We start from the raw sequence: 18,831 nt of genomic DNA, 5'->3' as shown, positions 1-18,831 counted from the left end.
AATGGAATATGATGCCACGGCCGGGGGCTTCTCTCCGGCCGTGGCATGATGGTTGTCTCCTCCGCATAGATTGTTAACAAGCTATGCCTATGTCCTAAGCTATGAAGAGGTGACGCTTCTAATGATAAACTTCAGCATACGCCGTTTGCTTCGGGGAACGGCTCCCTTTGCGGCAGGCGCAGCAGCCATTCTGCTTGCCGCCGCCATTGTCTTTGCCCCCGAGTCCTCGTTCAAGGCCTCCCTCGCCGGGCTCAAGCTCTGGTGGACCATCGTCTTCCCGGCGCTGCTGCCCTTCCTGATCCTGTCGGAGATGCTGACCGCGTCAGGCTTCGTACATGGCATCGGCGTGCTGATGGAGCCGCTGATGAAGCGGCTGTTCCGGCTTCCCGGTGCAGGCGGCTGGACTCTGGTCCTTGGCCTTACCGCCGGCTTCCCGGCCGGGGCGGAGGGTGTCATGCAGCTGCACCGGCAAGGGGATCTTACGGACAAGGAGGCAGGAAGGCTGGCTTCTCTGGTCCATTACGCCAGTCCGGTCACCCTCCTGATTGTGATCGGAACCGCCTTCCTGCACAGTCCGGCCGCCGGGTACGCCCTGCTTGCCCTGCACTGGATCTCGGGCCTGGCAGCGGGCTGCATCGCCTCCCGCCTGGACCGCTCCGGGATACGGAAGTCCGGCTCAGTCCCTGTTGACGCTTCTCCGCAAGGCACCAAGACGTCCTTGCCCGGCCGGATCCGGCAGGCCACAGCCGAAGCCCGCGAGAGGGACGGACGGGGCTTCGGCAAGGTACTGGGCGAATCGGTATCCTCCGCCGTACAGAATCTGATGATCGTAGGCGGTTACATCATTATGTTCGCCGTGGTCATTAATATAGCAGGCAGACTGTTCCCGCAGCTTACACCGCTTCTGACGGCAGGCCTGCTGGAGATTCATCTCGGCGCCCGCGCCATAACCTCAGCAGCGGGAGCTGAGGCCTCCCTCTTAAGCAACCCGCTGGGTCCGGCACTGCTGTCTGCCGCAGCCGCCTGGAGCGGCATCTGTGCCCAGCTTCAGGCGCTCACCGTCCTGAAAGCAGCGAAAGTCCGGTTCCTTCCGTTCGCCGCCGTCCGGCTGCTGCATAGCGGTATTGCTTGCGGGCTGACCCTGCTGCTCTGGACACCGCTGCTGAACCTCCGCACTGCGGTCCTGCCGGTTAACGCAAATCTCACTCCCGGCATTGCAGCGCTTGGCTCAAGCCCGGTGCATGGCCTATGGAGCTTCATCCCGCAGCTGCTGGCACTGCAATGCCTGCTCATTCTGCTGCTGCTGGCTCTATCGGCTGCGCTAAGACTTCTTACTTCGAAAGACCGTCCAGCCGGCTGAACTTAAGCTTCATCGCCTGCTCCACTTCAGCTGTTACGAAATCCGAGACCTTCCCGCCGAAATGGGCAATCTCCTTCACCACACTGGAGCTAAGATAGGAGTACTTCGGATTGGTCATCATAAATATCGTTTCCGCTTCCGGGTCCAGATTATGATTAATCGATGCATTCTGCAGCTCATATTCGAAATCCGTAACCGTCCGGATCCCCCGGACAATCACCTGGGCGTCCTTCTGCCGGACATAATTCACCAGCAGGTCGCGGAAGCTGTCCACCTCAACATTCGGAATGTCCGCTGTGGCCTGGCGCAGCAGCTCTGTGCGCTCCTCCACCGAGAACAGCGGATTCTTGCTTAAGTTATTCAGCACAGTCACAATCAGCCGGTCGAACTGCTTGGCTGCCCGTTGGATAATATCCATATGCCCCAGCGTCACCGGATCAAAGGTCCCCGGGTAGATGGCGACACGCTCTTTTCTAATTTGCTGACTCATCATTAACCTCCTGGCCGCCCGCATCAACTTCCGGAAGAGCAGCTTCATACTGATAGATAGAGATCGTTACCTCACCATACACGGACTGCTTCATCCGGCTGAACCCCGGAATGTCCTCCGGATAGGCATACCCGGATTCATGCTCCATCACCACTATGGCTTCAGGCTTCAGCAATTGCCTGGCCGCTAATGCCGCCATTAGCTCATGTCCATGTTTCATGCGGTAAGGCGGGTCCAGGAACACCAGATCGAATGCTCTTCCCCGCTTCTCCAGCGCCCCCAGCGCTCTTCCGGCATCGTTGCGGTAGACCTCAGCCTGGGCCTCCAGTCTTGCCGCCTTCAGATTTGCACGGACCGTATCGATAGCCTTCTGTTCCATATCAACGAATACGGCCGCTTCCATCCCTCTGCTCAGTGCCTCAATCCCGAGGCCGCCGGTGCCTGCAAATAAATCCAGTGCCGTCCCTCCATCGAAATAGGGACCGATCATACTGAATAAAGCTTCCTTCACTTTATCGGTAGTAGGCCGTGTGCCATTGCCTGGAACACTTTTGAGCGGCCTGCCTTTTGCACTTCCCGATACGACTCTCACCCATCATCCACCTGCTTCTAAATGTCTCTATACAATATGCCGAATCCGGCATAAGTCCAAGCCTATAGTACCACAATTATTCCATGAAATAAAAAGATTGTCCGACTTTGTCACAATGCGCAATCCGCAAATTTTTACAGTCCTGATGTATAAAATTCCTTCAATCGGCTCATCCTGTAATTATCGACATCGCAAAATGTCGTAGACAACCGCGGAGCAAGCTTACGTTTCCCCATAAGCTCTTCGTCCGGTTTCTCCTCTCCCATGAAAGGAGCCCTAGAAATAGGGCTCCGATTTTTTATATGTAAGAAAGCTCGAGCAGACAAAAAATCCGATGCCTCAAGGCACCAGACGCAATATGCTTTATTTGATCCGCTTAAGCTTGGCCTCCTGCTCAATGGAGCGGGCCGACAGCAGTTCAATAATTGTATGCTGATTCTCTAATAAGGATTCGATGTTGATCACACGTTCATTCGTTTCGAGTACTACGCGTTTAACCATTTCCATATCTACGGATAGCTTTTGCTGATTATCTGCAACTTGGCTCAGATTCTGCTTGATTTCCCGCTGCTCCGTTTCTATACCATCCAGCCGGTCTTCCATACCCCCGAGTTGCTCTTCCATACCTTCGAGGCGCCCTTCCATACCTTCAAGCCGTTCATTAACCGGTCCCATTTCTTCCCGAAAGACCGTCCGCAATACTTCTACTAGTTCGTTACCCATCCGCTCCGCTCCTTCAAACGTGGTACATTGGATTGTATCAGAATCAAATTTATTATTCTAGATCATTTCACCTTCTCGATCTTGAACACAAACTTCCAGGTGGCGGAGTTGCCGGAGTAACGTCCGCGGTTTTCGATAACCTTGACGGTCAGCGATTTGGTCTGGGAGGCTTTTAAGGAAGATACTTTCAATGAGGCGCTGGCTGAGCCCTCCTCCGGGATCTTGTCCTGCTCCTGGGCTTCCGCGCGGAGCTTGATGGTTCCAGAGGTACTGGCATCAATGGTTACTGAATCCCCTTCTTCAAGCTCCTCACCGTTGACGAATCCGCCCCACCACCATTCATTGCCGACATGATTGTTCTCTACCAGCTCTGCACTTACAAAAGTAACCTTCACCTTCTGAATCTTGCCTGCCGCCGATAATGGCTGTGAGCTAATGAGCAGGGCAAACATCATCACCAACACGAGCTTAACCAGTCTCCGCATCATAAACGCTAATGCACCTCGTCCTCGTTCTATTTTTTACCAATTATATCAGCTCAAACGGCATAGTTCTATAGTCTCACAGATTGTTCATATGTATGTTCAATCGGCTCCCGCAGGGTTAATGTATAATACAGTCTTTTTCAATCGATTCAGGAGGAACTCTTATGAACAAGCCCATGTATACAAAATGGAAATCTCTGGCCATCGTTCTGGCCGCCATAGGTATGATCGGACTCTCCGCAGGCTGCAGTGATCCGGGTGAACAGGCCGTTCCAACTGCTACAGCAGGAGCTGAGCCGACTGCGCTTGCCCCAACTTCCGTGCCGCCGTCTGAAGCCAGCCCTGATCCGGCATCCGCCACTTGGGAATCTGCCATCAAGCAGATTGCCGGGACCGATACACCGCCAGCTCAGAAGGCGGATGCGATCGAAGTCATGGCGAAGTCGTACAATCCGTCTGCCGAGGAGCTGAAGGATTTCGAATCCCAGATCGTGGAGGAATATACAGCAGGGAATTACCTGGCCCATCCTGAGGATGCCGAATATATGCTGGTGAATCTGTTTAAAGCCGCTGTCATCATTCAGAAACACCCGGAGAATGAGGCAATCAGAACATTTGCCGCGGACTTCAGCAAGAATTCCAGGCTGGTCTTCAGCGGTGAGGATACCGCAGACAGTGCGGCCGTACAATCGAATCATACACGGATGGACCAGACCCTTGAGCAGCTAAGAGGCAAATAAGCTGTTCCTGGAGCCTGCCTTCATCCTCAGCATCACGAAGAACCTCCCGCAGTACGCCTGTCCTTAGACAAGCATGAACGGGAGGTTTCGTCTGTCAAATAAGCGCAGCCCGGCTCTCGCCGGGACTGCACAGGCCGAATTCGCTGATTAATAGAAGCAGGCACTCAGAATAATAACGAGCAGGATATAGAGAACCAGAATCGCGCCTGTCGATGTCCAAGGACCTACTCCACAAGTATTCACGCCGCCTACATTGCCACCGTATCCGCAATCTGCACCCATGAGATTACCTCCTTCATAATGTTGACTACACCACAGAATATGAGCCGGGTGCCTTCACCGATTGGGCGAAACGGACAAAAATTCATGACGTATGTACAAGGGCATCCTGCCCGCCTGTTGTCACAGAACAGAACAGAATGTCCCCGCAAACAAGAGATTAGTCGGAGACCAGGATGCCGTCAAAGCTCTCCGGACCGACACGGATCGTTCCGAGAAGGTTCGACGAGACAAACGCAGTGTACGTCAGCTGATCCGTAATCGGCGGAGTGAAATCATCTGCAGAAAATGTGATTACCTGCGGCGCCAGAACACTTAAATTAAAAGTAGAAGTTGCGGAATAGACTAATGGATCTGTAGCTAATGTTCCTCTGACAATCGTTACAGTGATTCCCACCAGCGCAAGCGGAAGCTGCAGCGAAATGGTTCCTTTCAGGATTACGCGAGGGTTCGCGCCAACCCCTGCAGTGATCAGCCCAATCTGCCCGAAGAGCTGCGGAGTATCAATTACCAGGATCGGTATTGCAATAGAGTTAGCAAAACTGGCATTCTGCGAGGTTCTTCCATCTACATAAGTTCCCATATCAATCATCTCCTTTCTTGTTAATAGTATATTAATAGCATTCCATTCATGATTGGATGATATCCCCAATGCATATTCACTATATTTGTAATTTTTTTGAATTACCTTTTGTCAATCATCTCTGGTCGAGCCGCTCCGCTTATTGAAGGCCAGCTCGAACAGCCCTGTCGCCGACAGCCCGGCCAGCCCTCCCGCCCACAGGCGGAGAATGAGATTCATATCTGTAAAAGGATACGCTACTGCACCAACCAGCAGCCCGATCACAAGCCCGACTGCAGGCACAATATTGCGCGGGAGGTTCACGCTGTTCTTCACCAGCTGGACCAGTGCCATGACGAACACAGCCAGAACGGAAGCAAACGCAAGTACATTGTTCAAGGCATCATAATCCGTCAAGGTTATACCCCCTTGCCGGTAACCAGCAAGCCCGCACGGTTAAGCACTGTCAACATGCGGTAGAAATCATAACTTCCGCCGGAGGGTGTATCCAGCAGCCCGGCAGCTTCAGCAGCCCGCACAGCAGGCTCTGCCCAAGCTGGCACGTTCATCACTGTACGGCTTTCAATGACAGCCAGCCGCTCCGCTACGCCTTTAATCGTCTGCCCCTGTTCCTGCACACCGGTCTTCAGCGTATCTCTGCTGGCCTTCAGTTCTGCCAGCAAAGTCCGCAGCGCCTGCAGCTCCTTCTCCAGCTCGGCAAGCTTTTGTTTATCCTCAGCAGACATCTCCTCATCCTCCTTCACCTCATCATATTGATATAAACGATAGGCATCCATAATCTGAATCAGCTTGGCTGCATAACCCGGGTCAGTAGCGTATCCCGCAGCGGCAATCTCGCGGGCAGCCGTCTTGCCGTCCACTCCAATCGCCTTGTTGTACAGCTCCTTGTTCCAGGAGACTCCCCCGGTAATCAGCTCGGAGTGATCCTCCACGGATTCGCCCCAGTTATGATAAGCACGAAACTCCGCCAAGACCTGCACGGGCTGCCCGTTTCTGTACTCCGTTGTGCGGAAGGGCAAGCTGCCGGCAGGACCTTTACCTTTGATTCCGAACAAATTGTTAGCCTTGGCTGTCAACCCGCTGTTGCCCCAGCCGGATTCCAGAGCCGCCTGGGCTATGGTCAGCGAAGCGGCGATATGGCTCTGCTGCATGTCCGCTACAGCGTAAGGGACTATTCTTGCAATAAACTCGGCTTCCGTCATGTCATCACTTCCTTTCCTACTATATTAAATGCGCCTCCAGTCAAATGGCCTGTGCTTATCCCTGCTATGATGTATATGGAAACCTGCAGAATCCAGTACATGAATCCTTGTATACGTATTGTAAAATCTTCCACAGTGGCGTAAACTAGTAATAATTAACTATAACGGAGGGTCTTACGAACTATGCCTTCATATTATTTCAAGGAATTCTGGACACCACTGAAGCTGATCGGCATTAAGTTCTTTCGGGATGACGAAGGTTATCTATGGGTCAAATGGTGGTCCAAGCCGCGCAAGCGGTTACGCTGAGGACCAGAAATAAATATAGACAAACAACCTTTAGCCCGGAAGCAGGGAGACCCCGCTTGCACAGACTAAAGGTTGTTTGTGTTAAGCATTTATGGATTAATACATTTAATTGCCTTTAAGATGCCGCCTCGAATGTAATCCGGTTCTTTCCGCTCCGCTTAGAGATGTATAGCGCCTCATCCGCCAGCCGCAGGGTCTCCACTGTATCGCCCCCCTCAGGAGTCCAGACTGCCGCCCCGACACTGCAGCCCACACGAAGCTCCTCCCCCTTAATCATCACCGGCTGATTAATCCGGCTGATAATCCGCGATGCCACAACCTCCGCTTCCTTCATCGGCTTGCCCGCTGAGGTATTGAGGATAATAACGAATTCATCCCCGCCCAGCCGGGCCACGATCTCGTTGTCCCGCGTGCACTCCATCAGCCGGAAGGCTACCTCCTGCAGCAGGGCATCCCCGACCGCATGACCGTAGGTGTCATTGACTTTTTTGAAGCCGTCGAGATCCATATACAAGAAGCTGAGTGTTGTCCGCTTCTGCTTCGCCTTGCTGACCGCATGAGCCAGGAAGTCGTCCAGTGCCGCACGGTTGGGCAAGCCCGTAAGCTTGTCATGCAGCGCCATATCAGACATATAGCTTAGCTTCGTCTCTGTCTTGGTCAGATTGCTGACCAGATTGCGCAGGGAAGCGGACAGAATCGCTACATCTCTGAACCGGGCGGAGGACGGAATCTCCACATCTGCCCCTGAGCAGAGCAGATCGGCAGTGCGGGTAATATTCCGCAGCGGCCGGGTAATCCATCCGGCCAGCAGCCAGCCGATGACGGCGAAGACCAGGGCTGTCAGCAGCCCGCTGACAAGAATGAACCGTTCCAGCTGATACACCGAGGCGAACGCTATGGCCGCAGGCTGGCGGATGATAACGGTCCAGCCCAGCCCCGGATAATTCTGATAACCGTCTCCGTAAGCATAGCCTGTCAAATAGGCATCCTTGCTGGGCTCCTGCTCGATTATCCATGAGCTTGTACCGCTGCGGGCCTTCGACAAGGATTCACCCGTCATCGTTCTGCCGAGCAGAGCCGGGGGACCAAGCAGGATGGTGTTATCCTGCTTGCTGACCACAAATACCTCTACACCATTGAGGCGTTCCTTCAGCGGATTGACGATGGAGGCTTCCACCTCGCGCGACCATTCCCAGCTAAGATGAGCGGCGAGTACACCGGTGGTCTTGCCTTGCTCGTTCTTAACCGGCACGCTCACATCCACGAACTGCAGCGCTTCCCCGGTAGGATTCGGCAGCAGCTTGGAGAGCAGTACGGCATCATGCACGTCGCCGATGAAGGTCCCCTTCAGACCTTCCTGAAATACCGGGCGCTGGCTGATGTTCTTCCCTTGCAGGATACGATCCGTGGCTGCCAGAACATTCCCCTGGCTATCAAGGAAGCCTACCCAGGTGAACACCGGCAGGCTCGTCTTCAACTGATCCAGCAGCCTTCCGGCTTCTTGCGGGGCAACCGGCTCCTGAAATGCATTCAGCTTGCTTAATACCTCAATCTCCCCGGATCGCGACCACATGAAATGATCGAGCTTCTCAGACATCTGGCTGGCTTCTGCCGCCAGGGAGCTTCCGATACTGACCTGGGTGGTCGTAATCGTGCGGTTGCCGATGACATAGCTTAGCAGCGCCGTTAATAGAATGATAATCACTGCGAATGCAGTAGATAGCAGAGTGCGAAGACTTAATGACATATACATTCTCCTCAAGGGTCGATACCTATTTATCGGAAGAGAACGGCGGAATTATAATATAAACTCCGGCAGAATCCGCCTTTTCCTCCATCCTCCTTGAACGGAGCTGCCAGCCGTTAACCTATCTTCGCTCCCATCGACCGGGCCAGCAGTACAGCCTGCTCTACATCCAGGCGGACCCCGGCGAGATCCAGGCTCTTCAGGTCTACGCCTTCCAGCTTCGCATCGCGCAGATCGGCTCCCGCCAGCTTGCACTGGCTGAGCTGGACCCGGCTCAGATCCGCCCCGCGAAGATCCGCCTTCTGCAGATTGCAGCCCAGCATGTCCGCTTCTGCGAACCGGATGCCCCGCAGATCCTGCCGGCTGAGATTCAGATGACGCAGATTCGTATACGCCCAGTCACCTCCAGTTAAGGTAATGCCGTCCATGTAGGCATTGGCGAAATCCGAGCCGACCATTTTGCAGTGCTCAAATTTGGCTACGAACAGATTGGCTCCAGTGAACCGGCAGTTGGTGAAGGCCCCGTTACTATGTATGGAGGCATTGAGCAGCGCGCCGCTGAAATCGCAGTCCACGAAGCGGCAGCCGCTGGAGGTCATCTCTTCCATTGAAGCCCCCCGGAACGAGCATTTCTCAAAGACACAGCCGTTAATTTCACCGTCCTGCAGCGACGCATAATCGAAATTGTGCTGTAAGAACGTTTCATTGTCATATTGGTACATGGTCTGCACCCCTTTTATTTTTTGAAAAATACTACTTTTGGAGATTGTCCAAGCATAACCGTTCCGATATAATAGCAAATAAAATCGCGGAGGTAAATGATGGATGATTCCAGCAGAAAAGAACCGTTCCGTTATGTGATGAACCAGCCCATCGATTGCTGGCTTGAAGTCCCTGCAGGTAATTCCGGGCCGGGCGCCGGAAAATTAACTGAAGGCGTCCTGCTTGACCTTAGCCGCTCCGGCTGCAAGGTCCGCACCCCGCTGAACCTCCGCTTCACCGCAGGAGACACCAAGCTGATTATCCACTTCCAGCTGGCGGAAGAGAAGCTTCAGTATGAAGGCAGTGTGCGTTGGGGCTGGATGTACGGCTTAGGACAATACCAGTATGGAGTAAGACTGGATCTGCAGGAGGACGAGGAAGCACAGCTTCTGCGGGAGCTGGAGCTCTGGACAAGCGGCAAAAGCGCCCAAGGATTGTAGTGAGCATCTGCCCCATTATACACACAAACGCAAGCAAGGCTGCCAGGCCTTGCTTGCGTGATATATCTTTTACAATTCTATTCTTTGCTTCACCATCTGAACCATACCATAGACTAGAAGACAAGCTATGGCGGTCTCAAACAGCAGCGGTCCCGGATTATCCGACATATACCGGATGGTGAGTCCGCTGTCCGGCCGCATCTGGTAGTTATACATCTCGAAATTGAAGGTCCGGTCCACACCCACAAAATAGATGTCAAACATCGTATTCTCCACAAAGGCCACCCCATTCTGCAGGATAAAAAGGATGGCCACCCCGATCCATATCCTCCACTTGGAGTGCAAGCTGAGTGCGGCGGTAATAGAGAACATGCTCATAATCATCATGATCCCCGCAGACCAGGTAAACTGCACGGCCATGCTTACACCCGCAGACCATAGATCATCCGGCAGGAACTCCAGCGGATCGAACAGCCGGTAAATCCCCAAATGAATCACAATAAGAGCAACTACAATCACCAGCAGGAACAATGCCAGGAGCAGCGGCGACAAAACCGTCTGCAGTGCACTGACCGGCAGCAGCCTGCGCTGGTATGACCTCAGATTGCGTATATAACTGAATGCTGCTACCAGCAGGAAGGCCACAGCGAGCACCATATAGACCGTAAGATTCAGCGTCAGGAGCTTCATATCCACCCTGGGATTGGATATCCACAAGGCCGGCTGAATCAGGATGGCAATAGCGCTGAAGACGAGAATCCGTTCCCTTCTGCGCCTAAGATCATATTTCAGCAGCTTCAACATTCGGCAAACACCTCTCTGAACAGTTCATCCATACTTTTACCGCGCTCTGCTCTAAGCTCATCCACCGGCCGGTGCAGTACAATCTCCCCTTCCTTCAGGAAGATCACCGCATCGAAGATCCGTTCAATATCCGTCACCAGATGGGTTGAAACCAGGATACTGCTGTCTTCCTCATAGAATTCCATCAGCGCATTCAGGATCTTGGTCCGGGCCACAGGATCGACGCCTCCAATCGGCTCATCCAGCATGTATAATCTGGCCCTGCGGGACAGTGCAAGGGTAAGCTGCAGACGTTCACTCATGCCCTTGGACAAGGTCTGAACCTTATCCTCTGTTCTCAGCTTCATGAAATCCAGCATCCGCAGCGCTTTGGCCTGATCGAATCCCGGGAAGAAATCCTGCTGGAACCTCAGCGCATCTCCTACACTCATCCACGATTCCGTCAGCGGCCGGTCCGGCATGAAGGACACCAGCTCTTTGCTCTTCAGGCCAACGGGAACCCCAAGGACCGATATCCGCCCTGAATCCGGCCAGGCGAGTCCGGCGATAAGCTTCATCAGGGTGCTTTTGCCGCTGCCGTTGCTGCCAAGCAGACCGGTGATGGAGCCCTCCCCCAGCTTGAAGGAGATCTGATTCAGTGCCTGCTTGTGGCCGAACCGCTTGCTAACATTCTGTAGTTCCAGTAAATCATCCACTCTTGTCCGTCCCCCTATTCTTGTTCCCGCCGCTGAAGGTTCTCCGCCACTGCCGCTACTATATCTTCCCCCTGGAAACCCAGCTCCTCCATCCCGCGGATGAAGCGCTCCAGCACCTCACGGGCCATCTCTCTCTTGATCGTCATAATCGTCTCCTCGCTTCCGGTTACATATCTCCCCATACCGCGCCGTGTCTCCACAATGGTCTCACGCTCCAGTTCCTGAAAGGTTCGTTGTACGGTGTTCGGATTAATCTGCAATTCAGCAGCCAGTTCCCGGACAGAGGGGATTTTGTCGCCGGGCTTCAGCTTGCCGGTAACAATCTCCCCCTTGATGTAGTTCATGATCTGGAGATAGATCGGCTGGTTGTTATCGAATTCGATAACCATCAAGCCACATCCCGGCGTCTGAAGACGGCAAACCCTGCGAAGAGGAACACCGCCATGTATACGCATAACACCATAACGGAGAAGCTCAGGGTCATTCCCTGCATCGGCGCACCGCCATCCCGGTAGGCGGCAAGGTTAAGGTTCGGGAAGAGCACATATTTGTAGAACTCGCGGGAGATGATCATTTTATCTATAGTTGTAGCAAAAATCGTTGCCCCGATCGTAATACCTGTGGATTTGGTCAGAATTCCTAGCATGAAGCCAATCGTAGCGTAGACCGTACAGTAGACAGTGCAATACAGCAGCGAGGTCAGAATTTCGCTGGTTCCTGCTGTCCCTCCGTTTACGCCGAAGAACATGCTGCCCGACAGATACACAGCTACCAGAGCTGCCAGAACCATGCTCAAGGTGTAGAGCAGGACGGTTACATACTTGGAGGCCAGAATGGCTGTACGGCTGCGGGCACGGATCAGCAGAAACTTAATGGTTCCCTGGCTATATTCCTTCGGCACAATACCCGCGGTCCCGATGATGACCAGAATAGCCAGAACCTGCCCGATGCCGGTTGGAAGCAGCATCACGGCAGTGAAGTCTGCCGCTGAAGCAAACATATCTGCAGCAAAGGTATGCGTAATATAGCCAACGGCCAACGCTAGCACCAGCACCATCAGATAAGAAATGATGCAGCTGCGTTTCTTCACAATTTTGAGCCACTCATTCAGAACAAGCAGATTAAATTTACGCAATGCGGTTGCCCCCTGTCCATTTCAGGAAATCTTCTTCCAGACTCTGTCTGTTCTCGATAATGCGGTAGACTCCGATCTTGGCATCGCTCAGTGCAGCCACCAGTCCGGGGACGGCTTCATCCGGCAGATGGACATGCAGCTCGGAATGAGCCTCATCCGTACCGGTCACCTTCACCTGCTGATGCCTCTCAGCGACCATCTGCGCAGCCTCAATCTGATCTACGCGGATCGCAAGCGACACTTCACTACGTGCTTCCGGAGCTTCAGCGATCTGCGTAACGGTGACAAGCCTGCCGTTCTGAATGACCACCGCCCGGTGGCAGATCTGTTCAATCTCGGCCAGCATGTGACTGGAGATCAGAATAGCAATCCCCTCCACCTCGGCAATCTTCCGCATGTAATCGCGCATCTCACGGATACCGGCAGGGTCGAGTCCGTTGGTTGGCTCATCCAGAATGAGCAGCTTCGGCGAATGCAGCAGAGCCTGGGCAATCCCCAGCCGCTGGCGCATCCCCAGCGAATAAGCCTTAACCTTCTTGTTCATCGCCTCCTGCAGCCCGACCAGCTCCACTACCTCATCAATCCGTGAGGCCGCAGCCCCATCACTCATCCGCAGGTACTGCAGCAGATTGTCATAACCGGTCATATGGGGGTAGAACTCCGGATTCTCGATGATCGCCCCGATGTGAGCGATGGCCTGCTTGAAATTACTCTGGATGCTGTGTCCTTGGACCAAGATTTTCCCTCCGCTCATACGGATGAGTCCGGTCATCATGCGGATGGTGGTCGTTTTGCCGGCACCGTTCGGACCTAGCAGCCCCACGATTTCTCCTTTGCGGATATCGAAGCTCAGTTTATCTACAATCGCCTTGCCCTTGATGACTTTGCTGACCGACTGCATCTCAAGTACTGCGGGTTCATGCTCCGGGCCGGACAGCCCTTGTGAATGGGGTGTGTTTGAATTCATGACAGCCTCCTTGTGCACCTTATTGCCAACATTGTACTGGTGTGTTAGTTAAATAGTACACTAGGGAAATCCCTTTGTAAAGCCTGCTTGTGAAAAAAATCCCGAGGACTGCCTGTAAACAGGCGATCGCTTCAGGGGGTTCAACCAAACCACTCTCTCACCGCAGACATAGAATAGTAGTGCAACCAGCAGTCTCTCACTGCATTGCTAATCTTGCTTATGAGGAGGACTACACATGAACAAAGAGGTGCATATCTCTCAGACGTATCCGCGGCTCACGGTGTACAGCGATGAAAACTTCCGGGGACGCAGCAGAATTTACAGGGGCAACCTTGGTATCCGCGATACCGACAACATTCTGGATGGCATCGAGAGTCTCCGCTTCTTCTCCACCAGCAGCGATGCTACACTTGTTCTGTTCAGCAGAACCCGCTTCAGAGGCAGCTTCCGCGTACTGCGCGGCAATCACAGCATCCGTGATCTGGACGACTACATCTCCGGGAACGATGTCGAATCGATTATCTCTTCCAACCAGCGCCTGACGCTGGCCCAGATCCGCAGAATCCGCAGCAGCGGAGATCTTCCTCCCGGCTACCGGATTATCGGGTAATCTATATAAATTGAACCTGCAAGGTTTCAGTATGGGATAACCGTGACTCCAGAGAATGTTTGGGCTTTCGGCCGCTGTTGCCCCCAGATTTCTCTCTTTAAACCGCTGTTCGCGGTAGAAATCCGGTGGCAAAGGCGGACGCTAACGCTCCTACAGCTCCAAAATTCCCCTCCGTCCCTTTCCCTGTCTGTCTTTTTTAAGTTCAATTTGTATAGCGGAAATAGCAGCAACAGAGCACCTTCCGGCATTGCCGAAGGTGCTCTGTTAAGTTTGTCAATGGAATAGAGAATGCTCTGTGATAGGATATATCTGTAAAATTCCCGTGGAGGGTAGCAGCAAAGGAGGAGCAGCAGTCTATGAACCAACCGGAGATGCATCCGTTTGAATTGTACAGCTGGGCTGAGTCCCGGATTGGCCCGTTTGAAGTGCTCGCCAATTACAGGCCGAACAGTATGAGGACCGGAGTCTGGAAGCTGCGGGCTTATCGTGACGCGAAATTCTTTTACATAAAAACCTATAGCCGAAAAGAAAGATGGCATCCCGAAGTCTACGCTTACCAGCACTGGGTACCTGTCTTGAAGCCTTATGTTCCTGAGTGTACCGCCACTTACGAGAGCAGCGATTGTCAGGCCATTCTAATTACTTCTATCGAAGGAACTATTATGAGAGAGACCGTGCTGGACTCCGGGGCAGTTGAGGCTGCTTACTGTAGAGCAGGTGAATTAACAAATCTCTTACACCGCTCGCAGACCGGCAGGTGGTTCGGCCGGCCTGACATCCACGGCAACCCGATCGAGCTAACCCCATATGTGGACCCGGTGCAATATGTTACGGATTCCATCCGGGGGATGAATGTGCTGTGTACTGAGAATAGATTGCTGGAGGCTTCAGAGCAGGAGCTGGTACATTGGGCATTACAGAATGTGCAAGTCTTCGCAGGGGCTAAGCCTGTGCCGGTCAGCTGGGATTCGACGCCGGGGAATTGGCTCGTGGATGTGCAGGGTGTTCTGACAGGGATGATTGATTTCGAGAATATGCTGTGGGGCATCGATGTGGACAACTTCTCTATCCTGTTCTCCAGGTACTTCAGTGGGAACCCCTCTGCCGGAAGGGCCTTCTTCCAAGGCTATGGACCGGAGGTGCTTCAGCACAGATCTATGGAGATTCAAATCTGCTGCATCAAAATGGCCGTCGGCGATATCTGTTGGGGGAACCAGCATAATGCACCTGAAGTCGTCCGGTACGGCAGAGAGCTTTTGCAGAAAATATATGATCATCAGCTGATTACGGATTGAGCCTGGAGGAGACGGCGGTCTCCTCTTCTACATTGCAGCGACCTCGGCCGCCAGCTCAAGGACCTGGTGCTGCAGCACATTCACTTCATCGGTCCCTTCCCAGTAGCGGGTGACAAAATGCAGGAATACGTCGATTTTGCGCAGCAGCATCAGCACCGGAATCGCCGCCAGCTCCCCGGGAGTCAGCGTAACCTTGCGGTTGTACCCCCGCCAGAAGTCACGGATAATCCGCTCCGAGTCCTCTAGCCCTTGTAAGGCCGAGAGAATCACAGCAGCGTCCATCACCCGAACATCCCGGGTACAGAATTCAAAATCCAGCAGCGCCGTCACCCGGGTGGCATCCGCTCCATCCACCAGCAGATTAGAGGCGTTCAGATCACCGTGCACCAGCTGATGCGGCAGACGCTCCAGGTCTCCCAGCGAATCAGCCACATTATCATAGGCTTGAACCAGTATTTGCAGCTGCGGCAGCAGCTCTTGCAAAGGCTCGGGGGTGTCCCGTACAAGGCCATGGACCGCTTCCGGTGTGCACAGCGGATATGAGGTCCGCAACTCATAGTAGGGACGGTACACCGCAGGTATTCCCGGCTCTACCTCAGCCAGCGCAGCAGACAACGTCCCTGCCGCTTCCCCGAAGGATTCATAATAACCGGAATTATCCACAGACGGGGATTCCCCTTCGATATAGGCAAACAAGCAGGCGAATTTCCCGCTGCCGTCCCCAAGCTGCGCGATCGTCTCTCCCGCTGCGGTCAGAATTGGAACCGGTGTGCTGAAGGGCAGGTTAAGTGCTTGTAGCTTTTGCAGCACCACGTGCTCGAACTCTATTTTGTTCCTGTCCTTATGGGTATCATAGATTCGCAGCACCGCGCGGCGTTCCCCGCTCTCTACGAAATAGGTTGTATTATTCCAGCCTCCGCTCCGTTTGCGCAGCGTTCCTCTCCATGCAGGCCAGGCCTGACTCACCAAAGCTTCCGTAGGCGTATGCCCCTTTCCAAAATAGGTATGTATCCAGCCATTGTAGAATCAGTTCAGGCCAGTGTCAAATGCTCTCACTGAAACACGGTTATACGGGGATAACATTATCCGCTATAATAGACTCCATATCTCACTAGCAAAGGATGGTATCCATGGACTCTACCGTAACCAAACGCTGGCTGCTTGCCAGACTCTATGAACCGGAGCAGACGATCGTAGACTGCCGCTTCAACCTGAATGACCCCGGTGAGGGCAGAGCGCTGTATGAAGCCGGGCACATCCCGGGCGCGGTCTATCTCGATCTGAAACTAGATCTGTCCGCACCGGAAGCCGAACACGGCGGACGCCATCCGCTGCCTGATCCGCAGGTATTCGCGGCACGCCTGTCGAAGCTCGGCATTAGTAATGATACCCGGATCGTCGCCTACGATGATGAGGACGGCATGAATGCTGCCCGGCTGTGGTGGATGCTGCGCTACCTGGGGCATGAGCAGGTGTTCATTCTGGAAGGCGGCTTCAGCCAGTGGAAGGCAGAGAAGTACCCGGTGACGGATCACCAGCCGGTTCGTGTGCCGAGTTCGTTTACGGCCAATGTTCAGCCGCAGATGCTGGCTGATATAGACGAAGTACGCCAGATATCGGCGAAGCTGGTTCAGGCGCGGGCTGGTGAGCGCACTGGCGATAGTGCCGAGGCCGGAGCTGGAGCGGTGTTGAGCACGAATGCAGCCTCCCCTACCCTACCGGTCCTGATTGATTCCCGCTCCAATGATCGCTTCCGGGGCATGAATGAGACCATGTACCCTAAGGCGGGACATATCCCCGGCGCGGTGAACTATTTCTGGAAGGACACGCAGAACGCAGAGGGCAGCTGGAAGAGCGCTGAGGAGCTTCAGGCACATTTTGCCGGACTGGACAAAGACCGCGAGATCATTGTCTACTGCGGCTCCGGCGTAACCGCCTGCCCGAATATTCTGGCGCTGGAGAAGGCGGGCTTCAAGAATGTGCGGTTGTATGCGGGGAGCTGGAGTGACTGGATTAGTTATGAGGAGAATGCGGTGGCGACGGAGCAATAAATCTAAGGCTCGGTGACCGCCTGCCTGCCCGGTGCAGCACGAAATGCTGGACCTGGGCGGCAGTCTCTGCCATACAGTATATTTTTAGTATGTAAAGGAGCTAGATGATGGAGATTCAGCGCTGTAACTTTCCTCCCCTCCAACCCGATCCCGGCAAACTGCTTGTGATCCGTGAACTGCCGCAGCCGTCAAGCATCCGGGCGAACGCACAGCCTCAATTAATCGCTCTGAACGAGCACCTGCAGCTATGGCAGATTGATCTCCTATCCGGCGGCACCACCGCTATAGCAGAACTTCATCTGCCCGACTTTCATCCGGAGCATCCGGTTCAGCTAGTCATTAGCCCCTGCGGACAAACGGCCGCTGTAAGCAACCGGTTCGGGCGTCATGCCACCGTGGTCTCTCTGACAACCGGCCATACGCTGCTGGAATTAAGCCGGGGAAGCTATCATTTCAACGTATCCACCTATCCGCTTGCTTTTGCGGAACGCGGACAGGAATTGGTTCTTATTCATGGTGTGGATTGGAACCGGCCTGCCCCTATATTGCTGGATCCTGCCGGATATGCAGCCGCAGATTATTGAACCCCCGGTTCAACCCGACTTGTATCACAGGCAGGCCGATCTGTTCCTGCGTATTAGTGAGAAAGGACTTGAAGCTTGGCGGTGTGTATAGAGCTCATGTATCCCCTATGATGCTCATGCCAGACGGACAAGGTACTAAGCTTGCGGGCTACTAGTTCAACAAGGGGGATATTAAATGCACTCAGAAATTATTGTGAAAAATAATACCAAAATACCTCTAGAGAATAAAATTGATCAGATCAACACTTGTATTCAATCTATTCATGGGAATGCAGCTGTTGAACTTGTATCAATAACATGTGACGATATCAGTTATAAAACTCCAAACTTCACAACCTCTGGTATATTCCGTTTGCATGGTCTTGTAAAGCTACATAACAAATTGCAGCCGTGGTGCGTTATTCTAAAAATCATTAAACCAGACACAGCCGAGAAAGATAACATCGAACATCACAACTACTGGCGACGTGAGGCGCTTGTATTTAAGTCTGGGGTTTTGAGAGAGCTTCCTGATTCCATTTACGCTATAGAAAGCTATTTGGTTGATGAACAACAAGATGGTACCATTTGGATTTGGATGGAATATGTAAAAGGAGAATACGCAAATACAATCGAGCAATTTTCTTACATAGCTCAACAATTAGGCCGTTGTAATGGAGCCTATCTTAAAGGGATAAGAACGGTTCCGAATCATGAGTGGATATGCAGAGCTTGGCTCAAGTCATGGACGACTGCAAGCCGCATGTATGCTCCTAATATTGAGGCATATGCAAGCCGCATATCTACAGAAAATGAGCAAAGTACATGGACTTGGTATAAAAAGATCCTCGAAAACATTGATTCAACAGTAGACTCGCTTCAACAGCTGCCGCGCGTACTTGCACATCAAGATATGAGCCAGATGAATATGTTACTATATAAGTTGAACTAAAGGAATTCATTTCCACACCGTCGAATAAAAGAGTATAACCTAAAAGC

General features: G+C 53.1%; 25 protein-coding genes. 9 read left to right on the top strand and 16 right to left on the bottom strand.

Going from position 1 to position 18,831, the window contains the following annotated elements; all coding sequences use genetic code 11:
• Positions 1-121 precede the first annotated feature (121 nt).
• Positions 122-1,360, top strand: coding sequence for a nucleoside recognition domain-containing protein (locus tag K1558_RS27435; protein ID WP_238655157.1), 1,239 nt, complete (start codon positions 122-124; stop codon positions 1,358-1,360).
• Here the strand turns inward: K1558_RS27435 and coaD are convergent.
• The 4 genes from coaD to K1558_RS27415 all read right to left on the bottom strand — a co-directional run bounded on the left by coaD (position 1,332) and on the right by K1558_RS27415 (position 3,653).
• The gene (coaD, locus tag K1558_RS27430; protein ID WP_420800474.1) at positions 1,332-1,853 is read right to left on the bottom strand and encodes a pantetheine-phosphate adenylyltransferase; all 522 of its coding nucleotides are present in this window, start codon (positions 1,851-1,853) and stop codon (positions 1,332-1,334) included. The genes K1558_RS27435 and coaD overlap by 29 nt on opposite strands.
• Positions 1,834-2,442, bottom strand: coding sequence for a 16S rRNA (guanine(966)-N(2))-methyltransferase RsmD (gene rsmD, locus K1558_RS27425; RefSeq protein ID WP_238655155.1), 609 nt, complete (start codon positions 2,440-2,442; stop codon positions 1,834-1,836). Before rsmD ends, coaD begins: the two co-directional genes overlap by 20 nt.
• Before the next feature lie 363 nt (positions 2,443-2,805).
• Positions 2,806-3,165, bottom strand: coding sequence for a hypothetical protein (locus tag K1558_RS27420; protein ID WP_238655154.1), 360 nt, complete (start codon positions 3,163-3,165; stop codon positions 2,806-2,808).
• 62 nt (positions 3,166-3,227) lie between these two features.
• The gene (locus K1558_RS27415) at positions 3,228-3,653 is read right to left on the bottom strand and encodes a hypothetical protein (protein ID WP_238655153.1); all 426 of its coding nucleotides are present in this window, start codon (positions 3,651-3,653) and stop codon (positions 3,228-3,230) included.
• Between the two features lie 161 nt (positions 3,654-3,814).
• On the opposite strand from K1558_RS27415, the gene K1558_RS27410 reads away from it, so the two are divergent.
• The gene (locus tag K1558_RS27410; protein ID WP_238655152.1) at positions 3,815-4,390 is read left to right on the top strand and encodes a hypothetical protein; all 576 of its coding nucleotides are present in this window, start codon (positions 3,815-3,817) and stop codon (positions 4,388-4,390) included.
• A gap of 147 nt (positions 4,391-4,537) precedes the next feature.
• Here the strand turns inward: K1558_RS27410 and K1558_RS32915 are convergent, their stop codons facing one another.
• The 4 genes from K1558_RS32915 to K1558_RS27395 form a co-directional block, all read right to left on the bottom strand.
• On the bottom strand, positions 4,538-4,672 hold the full coding sequence (locus K1558_RS32915; protein ID WP_268748465.1) for a hypothetical protein: 135 nt from the start codon (positions 4,670-4,672) through the stop codon (positions 4,538-4,540).
• A gap of 157 nt (positions 4,673-4,829) precedes the next feature.
• Positions 4,830-5,252: a hypothetical protein gene (locus tag K1558_RS27405; protein ID WP_238655151.1), complete on the bottom strand. Its 423-nt coding sequence runs from the start codon at positions 5,250-5,252 to the stop codon at positions 4,830-4,832.
• Positions 5,253-5,363: 111 nt separating this feature from the next.
• A complete protein-coding gene (locus K1558_RS27400; RefSeq protein ID WP_238655239.1) occupies positions 5,364-5,630 on the bottom strand; it encodes a holin in 267 nt (88 codons plus the stop codon).
• A 20-nt stretch (positions 5,631-5,650) separates the two neighbouring features.
• Entirely contained in the window at positions 5,651-6,454 is an 804-nt protein-coding gene (locus tag K1558_RS27395; protein WP_238655150.1) for a glucosaminidase domain-containing protein, read from the bottom strand.
• A 183-nt stretch (positions 6,455-6,637) separates the two neighbouring features.
• On the opposite strand from K1558_RS27395, the gene K1558_RS32910 reads away from it, so the two are divergent.
• Positions 6,638-6,763: a hypothetical protein gene (locus tag K1558_RS32910; RefSeq protein ID WP_274528984.1), complete on the top strand. Its 126-nt coding sequence runs from the start codon at positions 6,638-6,640 to the stop codon at positions 6,761-6,763.
• Between the two features lie 115 nt (positions 6,764-6,878).
• Here the strand turns inward: K1558_RS32910 and K1558_RS27390 are convergent, their stop codons facing one another.
• Together K1558_RS27390 and K1558_RS27385 are read right to left on the bottom strand one after the other, a co-directional pair.
• Positions 6,879-8,510 carry a sensor domain-containing diguanylate cyclase gene (locus K1558_RS27390; RefSeq protein ID WP_238655149.1) on the bottom strand — a complete coding sequence of 544 codons (1,632 nt, stop codon included), beginning with the start codon at positions 8,508-8,510 and terminating at the stop codon, positions 6,879-6,881.
• A gap of 116 nt (positions 8,511-8,626) precedes the next feature.
• Complete coding sequence (locus K1558_RS27385; protein WP_238655148.1) at positions 8,627-9,232, bottom strand: pentapeptide repeat-containing protein; 606 nt, start codon at positions 9,230-9,232, stop codon at positions 8,627-8,629.
• Between the two features lie 96 nt (positions 9,233-9,328).
• Here K1558_RS27385 and K1558_RS27380 point away from each other — a divergent pair, with 96 nt between their 5' ends.
• Complete coding sequence (locus K1558_RS27380; protein ID WP_238655147.1) at positions 9,329-9,712, top strand: PilZ domain-containing protein; 384 nt, start codon at positions 9,329-9,331, stop codon at positions 9,710-9,712.
• A gap of 69 nt (positions 9,713-9,781) precedes the next feature.
• Here the strand turns inward: K1558_RS27380 and K1558_RS27375 are convergent, their stop codons facing one another.
• Genes K1558_RS27375 through K1558_RS27355 form a run of 5 tightly spaced genes read right to left on the bottom strand, consistent with a single transcriptional unit; the run spans position 9,782 to position 13,313 of the window.
• On the bottom strand, positions 9,782-10,516 hold the full coding sequence (locus tag K1558_RS27375; protein ID WP_238655146.1) for a hypothetical protein: 735 nt from the start codon (positions 10,514-10,516) through the stop codon (positions 9,782-9,784).
• Entirely contained in the window at positions 10,510-11,211 is a 702-nt protein-coding gene (locus tag K1558_RS27370; RefSeq protein WP_238655145.1) for an ABC transporter ATP-binding protein, read from the bottom strand. The genes K1558_RS27375 and K1558_RS27370 overlap by 7 nt, the downstream gene beginning before the upstream one ends.
• Before the next feature lie 14 nt (positions 11,212-11,225).
• Positions 11,226-11,600, bottom strand: a complete 375-nt coding sequence (locus K1558_RS27365) for a GntR family transcriptional regulator (RefSeq protein WP_238655144.1) — start codon at positions 11,598-11,600, stop codon at positions 11,226-11,228.
• Positions 11,600-12,346: an ABC transporter permease gene (locus tag K1558_RS27360; RefSeq protein ID WP_238655143.1), complete on the bottom strand. Its 747-nt coding sequence runs from the start codon at positions 12,344-12,346 to the stop codon at positions 11,600-11,602. The genes K1558_RS27365 and K1558_RS27360 overlap by 1 nt, the downstream gene beginning before the upstream one ends.
• Positions 12,339-13,313 (bottom strand): ABC transporter ATP-binding protein, encoded by a 975-nt coding sequence (locus K1558_RS27355; RefSeq protein WP_238655142.1) that lies wholly within the window; start codon positions 13,311-13,313, stop codon positions 12,339-12,341. Before K1558_RS27355 ends, K1558_RS27360 begins: the two co-directional genes overlap by 8 nt.
• A gap of 235 nt (positions 13,314-13,548) precedes the next feature.
• Here K1558_RS27355 and K1558_RS27350 point away from each other — a divergent pair, with 235 nt between their 5' ends.
• Positions 13,549-13,923 carry a hypothetical protein gene (locus K1558_RS27350; protein ID WP_238655141.1) on the top strand — a complete coding sequence of 125 codons (375 nt, stop codon included), beginning with the start codon at positions 13,549-13,551 and terminating at the stop codon, positions 13,921-13,923.
• A 356-nt stretch (positions 13,924-14,279) separates the two neighbouring features.
• Entirely contained in the window at positions 14,280-15,218 is a 939-nt protein-coding gene (locus K1558_RS27345) for an aminoglycoside phosphotransferase family protein (protein ID WP_238655140.1), read from the top strand.
• Positions 15,219-15,245: 27 nt separating this feature from the next.
• On the opposite strand, the gene K1558_RS27340 is transcribed toward K1558_RS27345, so the two are convergent.
• Positions 15,246-16,184 (bottom strand): phosphotransferase, encoded by a 939-nt coding sequence (locus tag K1558_RS27340; protein ID WP_238655139.1) that lies wholly within the window; start codon positions 16,182-16,184, stop codon positions 15,246-15,248.
• A gap of 164 nt (positions 16,185-16,348) precedes the next feature.
• On the opposite strand from K1558_RS27340, the gene K1558_RS27335 reads away from it, so the two are divergent.
• The 3 genes from K1558_RS27335 (at position 16,349) to K1558_RS27325 (ending at position 18,784) form a co-directional block, all read left to right on the top strand.
• On the top strand, positions 16,349-17,269 hold the full coding sequence (locus tag K1558_RS27335; RefSeq protein ID WP_238655138.1) for a sulfurtransferase: 921 nt from the start codon (positions 16,349-16,351) through the stop codon (positions 17,267-17,269).
• Positions 17,270-17,373: 104 nt separating this feature from the next.
• On the top strand, positions 17,374-17,853 hold the full coding sequence (locus tag K1558_RS27330; RefSeq protein ID WP_238655137.1) for a hypothetical protein: 480 nt from the start codon (positions 17,374-17,376) through the stop codon (positions 17,851-17,853).
• Positions 17,854-18,028: 175 nt separating this feature from the next.
• Positions 18,029-18,784: a hypothetical protein gene (locus tag K1558_RS27325; RefSeq protein ID WP_238655136.1), complete on the top strand. Its 756-nt coding sequence runs from the start codon at positions 18,029-18,031 to the stop codon at positions 18,782-18,784.
• The last annotated feature ends 47 nt before the right edge of the window (positions 18,785-18,831 follow it).

This window comes from Paenibacillus piscarius (genome assembly GCF_022234545.1).
GTDB classification, from domain to species: domain Bacteria; phylum Bacillota; class Bacilli; order Paenibacillales; family Paenibacillaceae; genus Paenibacillus_AQ; species Paenibacillus_AQ piscarius.
Note: the sequence above shows the minus strand (reverse complement) of the source record. Positions and strands in the feature narration are given on the sequence as shown.

Bases quoted from the DNA above. Each gene is read 5' to 3' on its own strand.
- K1558_RS27345 (WP_238655140.1), top strand. From the start codon at position 14,280: ATGAACCAACCGGAGATGCATCCGTTTGAATTGTACAGCTGGGCTGAG.
- K1558_RS27355 (WP_238655142.1), bottom strand. From the start codon at position 13,313: ATGAATTCAAACACACCCCATTCACAAGGGCTGTCCGGCCCGGAGCAT.
- coaD (WP_420800474.1), bottom strand. From the start codon at position 1,853: ATGATGAGTCAGCAAATTAGAAAAGAGCGTGTCGCCATCTACCCGGGG.
- K1558_RS27385 (WP_238655148.1), bottom strand. From the start codon at position 9,232: ATGTACCAATATGACAATGAAACGTTCTTACAGCACAATTTCGATTAT.
- K1558_RS27415 (WP_238655153.1), bottom strand. From the start codon at position 3,653: ATGATGCGGAGACTGGTTAAGCTCGTGTTGGTGATGATGTTTGCCCTG.
- K1558_RS27330 (WP_238655137.1), top strand. From the start codon at position 17,374: ATGATGGAGATTCAGCGCTGTAACTTTCCTCCCCTCCAACCCGATCCC.
- K1558_RS27435 (WP_238655157.1), top strand. From the start codon at position 122: ATGATAAACTTCAGCATACGCCGTTTGCTTCGGGGAACGGCTCCCTTT.
- K1558_RS27420 (WP_238655154.1), bottom strand. From the start codon at position 3,165: ATGGGTAACGAACTAGTAGAAGTATTGCGGACGGTCTTTCGGGAAGAA.
- K1558_RS27335 (WP_238655138.1), top strand. From the start codon at position 16,349: ATGGACTCTACCGTAACCAAACGCTGGCTGCTTGCCAGACTCTATGAA.
- K1558_RS27395 (WP_238655150.1), bottom strand. From the start codon at position 6,454: ATGACGGAAGCCGAGTTTATTGCAAGAATAGTCCCTTACGCTGTAGCG.
- K1558_RS27410 (WP_238655152.1), top strand. From the start codon at position 3,815: ATGAACAAGCCCATGTATACAAAATGGAAATCTCTGGCCATCGTTCTG.
- K1558_RS27380 (WP_238655147.1), top strand. From the start codon at position 9,329: ATGATGGATGATTCCAGCAGAAAAGAACCGTTCCGTTATGTGATGAAC.
- K1558_RS27405 (WP_238655151.1), bottom strand. From the start codon at position 5,252: ATGGGAACTTATGTAGATGGAAGAACCTCGCAGAATGCCAGTTTTGCT.
- K1558_RS27365 (WP_238655144.1), bottom strand. From the start codon at position 11,600: ATGGTTATCGAATTCGATAACAACCAGCCGATCTATCTCCAGATCATG.
- K1558_RS27325 (WP_238655136.1), top strand. From the start codon at position 18,029: ATGCACTCAGAAATTATTGTGAAAAATAATACCAAAATACCTCTAGAG.
- K1558_RS32915 (WP_268748465.1), bottom strand. From the start codon at position 4,672: ATGGGTGCAGATTGCGGATACGGTGGCAATGTAGGCGGCGTGAATACT.
- K1558_RS27390 (WP_238655149.1), bottom strand. From the start codon at position 8,510: ATGTCATTAAGTCTTCGCACTCTGCTATCTACTGCATTCGCAGTGATT.
- K1558_RS32910 (WP_274528984.1), top strand. From the start codon at position 6,638: ATGCCTTCATATTATTTCAAGGAATTCTGGACACCACTGAAGCTGATC.
- K1558_RS27375 (WP_238655146.1), bottom strand. From the start codon at position 10,516: ATGTTGAAGCTGCTGAAATATGATCTTAGGCGCAGAAGGGAACGGATT.
- K1558_RS27350 (WP_238655141.1), top strand. From the start codon at position 13,549: ATGAACAAAGAGGTGCATATCTCTCAGACGTATCCGCGGCTCACGGTG.